Source organism: Methanomethylovorans sp., from assembly GCF_050177135.1.
Classification (GTDB): Archaea; Halobacteriota; Methanosarcinia; order Methanosarcinales; family Methanosarcinaceae; genus Methanomethylovorans.
Window position 1 is genome coordinate 1 of record NZ_JBFXHJ010000171.1, and the last position, 4,208, is coordinate 4,208.

Genomic DNA, 4,208 nt, shown 5'->3' on the forward strand with positions numbered 1-4,208 from the left:
AGAAAAAGGCCAGTACAAGTCCTCCGGCGGCCAAGGCAAAGCTGGAAAAGGACGATATCGAATTTATCCGCAAAAACATGGAAACAGGCCGTGTTGAATCCATGCTCTACAACAAATATGAACCTGAAAAGGAAAAAGAAAAGTTCGTAACAGTGCATATGAGAGACGGATCCATAGTTATGAGGAAGATCTGAGCATGGATCATGCTTTAGGGAAGGTTGCCCAGAAAACACTTCCTTTACCCATGGGATTGTCAGTCACTCCCAGTTGTCCACTATGGAGTTCCACAATTCTTTTGGCTATTGCAAGACCAAGACCAGAACCTTTTATTGCACCTTTCTCCAATCTCCTGAAACGTTCGAAGACAGCTTCTTTGAACTTGTCAGGTATACCTTCCCCTTCATCGGCAAAACATACCTTCCAGGAATCACCTGCATCCATTATGGTAATGTCGATCCTTTCATTCTGAGGGCCATACTTGAGCGCATTGGATAGGAAATTAACAAAAACCTGTTCTACCAGCTGATTGACATTGGCAAGATATGGGCCAGATGGAAGAAAAGATACTCTGGCATTCTTTTCTGAGATCTGGATCTGCATGGACTCAATGACATTGGTGATGATCACATCCAGATCCATTTTTTCAAGCGGGAGATGTTCAACGCTATCAAGCTTCGTAAAAGAGGAAGCGTCCTCTATGAGCCCTATAAGCTTCTGGTTCGATCTGGATATGTTCTTAAGATACTGGAGCTTCTTTACATCTGTTTCTATTTCCAGCAAAAGGTCCGTGTAACTATTGATTATCCCGGCAGGGTTAATAAGATCATGCCGCATTATGTCTGTAAAAAGATCCTTCAGCTCATTGGAATGCCTTAGCTCTGCAGCATATTGTTGTAATTTCAGTTCCATGCTCCTGCGTTCTGACACTTCCTTTTAAAGTAATTTGTTATATCTGTGAACATATATTGCATAAAGTGCCAGCAGAACTATTACAATAAAAAGGTGAACTATCCACACCCAATAAATGTGTATGGTACGCAAAAGAGAAATTTGATCTGACCCCTGATCGGATGCAAAAGACGATAACCTTAAAAAAGGCCCATACTCCTGTATTACATCACAGGTCTCGTTTCCCTCAACTAAATGCATAAAAGGAACTGACACCAGTAAAAAAACAAACACTAATCTGAGCATACAGCTTTTTTTAAACATGAACCCTCTGGAAGTAAGGTGGGCATAATATATACAACACAAATATATACTTTTCATTGCAAGGAAATTGATTTCCTACTAACAAGAGTGACAAAAATATAAATAGCAATTAAGGTCAAAAAGAGATAGGAAAAGGGTAACCAATGTAAGGAGATGATCGACCATGGAAAAAGCTACCTTCGCAGCAGGTTGTTTCTGGGGAGTAGAAGCCAATTTCAGAAGGATAAAAGGAGTAATAGCAACAGCGGTAGGGTACACTGGTGGGAATTTTGAAGATCCGACATATGAAGACGTATGTACCGGAAGGACCGGACACGCTGAAGCCGTTGACATTCTCTTCGATCCGGCGTTAATAAGCTATGAACAGTTGCTTGAAGTGTTCTGGAACATTCACGATCCAACCACCCTAAACAGACAGGGACCGGACATTGGCAACCAATATAGATCCGCTATCTTTTATCACAGCCAAGACCAAAAAACTACAGCAACTGTATCAAGGGAAAGAGCTCAGGAATCTGGCAAGTTCAAAAGACCCATAGTCACTGAGATAGTTCCGTCATCGACTTTTTACCGGGCAGAGGAATATCATCAGCAATATTTTGAAAAAGGAGGCATTGGTGGCTGTATGATCCACTAGGGTCATTCCAGCCTGATAAATTTAAGCAGGTTCGTTCCTCCCTTTTTCCCATGGCCGGCAGTTTGTCCCTGAGTGATTATGACCAGTTCCCCGGGAGCATAAATACCATATTCCTTAAGCTTTTCAAAAGCCGTATGTTCCCAATCAGTGACCGTTCCTTCTACGAAGATAGGATAAACTCCATACTGGAAGGCCAGGCTGTTGCATGTATTCGGATACCTGCTCAGACCTATGATCCAGCTATCCGGCCTGAACCTGGAGACGCGTCTGCAGGTTTCCCCTGATGCGGTCGGAACAAGTACATATTTAATAGGTAATTGTTGTAAAGCCTCGTTTATCTGCAGGGCAATGATATCATCGATCTGCAGATTCATTTTGCTCATGGCCTTCTTCATCTGGTAGATGCCCGTCTTGGACTTACTGCGCCACTTTTCGGTCTGCTTTGCTATCTTTGCCATTATTTCCACAGTATCCTGTGGATATTTACCTATGGCTGTTTCAGCTGACAACATCACTGCATCTGTCCCGTCTACGATCGCATTGGCGACATCCGTTGCTTCAGCACGTGTCGGCCGTATGTTGGAGGTCATGGATTCCAGCATCTGTGTAGCGGTGATCACAGGAATGCTTAGAAGGTTCGCCTTGTGGATTATTTTTTTCTGGACTATCGGAACATCCTCTATCGGGATCTCGACACCCAGGTCACCCCTTGCGATCATAATGGCATCTGCTTCAAGGAGAATGCCATCGATGTTCTGGACCGCCTGCTCCCTTTCGATCTTTGCCACCAGGAAAACCTGCTTGCCTTTTGAGGCAGCATATTCCCTTACCTTTTTTACATCATCTGCTGATTCGATGAAAGATATACTGAAACAATCAAGCCCTTCGTCCAGAGCGAAATCGATCATCAGCAGATCTTTTTCGGTTACCGGCTCCAGGAACACACCGGCACCCGGGAGATTCACACCTTTATGAGATGTAAGCTCTCCACCAACGATCACTTTGCATTTCACATTCTTTCCGGACACTTCAAGACATTCAAGTTGCAAGAACCCATCATTGATATAAATAAGACTGCCTGGAAAAACACTTTCAGTGAGCTTTGGATAGTCTATCGGTATGAAAGACTCGTCAGCAAGCTCCGTAGACGAAGTGAGCACCACTGTTTCCCCCTGCTGCAGGAGCAATGGCTCTTTAACAAGTTCGCCAACCCGTATCTTAGGTCCGGGAAGGTCCACGAGAATAGCAATTATCTTACCCATCTCGCTTGATATTTTCCGTATCCTGTGGACGAGCTCCCTATGATGGCAAAGCTCACCATGGGAAAAGTTCAGGCGAGCTATATCCATACCTTTAAGTATCAATCCCCTGAGCACTTCTTCAGAAGAAGAGGAAGGACCAATTGTACATACGATCTTAGTTTTATGATCAGGAAGCATAATAGCACATACTGACATTGATGCTTAAACATTGTCAATGATACTTATTATGGTTTACGTATACAATTTATTATCATGGCACCGGTACTTCTGTCAATACCAAGCTTTCAACAGTACTTGCATTCATTTAAATACTACTGCCATACAACATCAGTACTGTAACTATTCATCAGATAACATGGGGTCAAAATATGGTAAAAGCAGTGTACGAACTGAACGAAGAACAGAAGAGAGATCTTGCATCTATTTTCGGAGAAGGGGTCAATTTCAAAAAGAAGGAAAGGCACTTTTACACTCATGATGTTGGGTCTTTGCCGCCTGTTGTAAAGACATTTCTTGGAAATACACAACCTGCGGCCATAGTAAAGATCAGGGACGAGGAACAGGCTGTAAAGCTCATGGAATTTGCCCGCAAATACGAAATAGCTATTGTGCCGCGGGCAGGTGCGTCTTCAGGCTACGGCGGTGTAATACCCACTAAGGGAGGCATCATTGCGGATGTCACTCCCATGCGCAAGATCATAAGCATCGATAAAGAGAACATGAAGGTAACAGTGGGTGCAGGCATCGTATGGGAAAAACTGGAATCCAAGCTGAATAAGGAGGGGCTTGCAGCACAGGCTGTACCTTCCAGCGCAATGTCAGCCACAGTGGGTGGATGGCTTGCGCAGAACGGCCTGGGATACGGCAGCTATGAGTATGGCTGGTCACAGGATACCATGGAAAGCGCCAGGGTAGTGCTCCCCAATGGGGAAATAAAAGACTTCAAAGGCGGCGAGCTGCAGAAGATCGTGGGCACCATGGGTACCATAGGTATCATCACACAGGTCACTCTAAAAGTAAGGGAATTAGAAAAGACCGCAGCTATATCTGCAAAGTTCCCGGATGCCACCAGCATGCAGAAAGCCATCGAACTTGTC

At 44.2% G+C, this 4,208-nt stretch carries 4 protein-coding genes and 1 pseudogene; 3 read left to right on the top strand and 2 right to left on the bottom strand.

Going from position 1 to position 4,208, the window contains the following annotated elements:
* A pseudogene (locus AB7U21_RS10760) lies at positions 1 to 194 on the top strand (formylmethanofuran dehydrogenase); the annotation flags it as partial.
* Positions 195 to 201: 7 nt separating this feature from the next.
* Here the strand turns inward: AB7U21_RS10760 and AB7U21_RS10765 are convergent.
* Entirely contained in the window at positions 202 to 909 is a 708-nt protein-coding gene (locus AB7U21_RS10765) for a sensor histidine kinase (protein ID WP_428388953.1), read from the bottom strand.
* A 466-nt stretch (positions 910 to 1,375) separates the two neighbouring features.
* Here AB7U21_RS10765 and msrA point away from each other — a divergent pair, with 466 nt between their 5' ends.
* On the top strand, positions 1,376 to 1,849 hold the full coding sequence (msrA, locus tag AB7U21_RS10770; protein WP_428388955.1) for a peptide-methionine (S)-S-oxide reductase MsrA: 474 nt from the start codon (positions 1,376 to 1,378) through the stop codon (positions 1,847 to 1,849).
* 2 nt (positions 1,850 to 1,851) lie between these two features.
* Here msrA and pyk read toward each other — a convergent pair whose 3' ends face one another.
* Positions 1,852 to 3,291, bottom strand: a complete 1,440-nt coding sequence (gene pyk / locus AB7U21_RS10775) for a pyruvate kinase (protein WP_333786842.1) — start codon at positions 3,289 to 3,291, stop codon at positions 1,852 to 1,854.
* 188 nt (positions 3,292 to 3,479) lie between these two features.
* Between pyk and AB7U21_RS10780 the strand changes: the two genes are divergently transcribed.
* Positions 3,480 to 4,208: FAD-binding oxidoreductase (locus tag AB7U21_RS10780; protein WP_428388957.1), on the top strand; the 729-nt coding region annotated here is incomplete at its 3' end.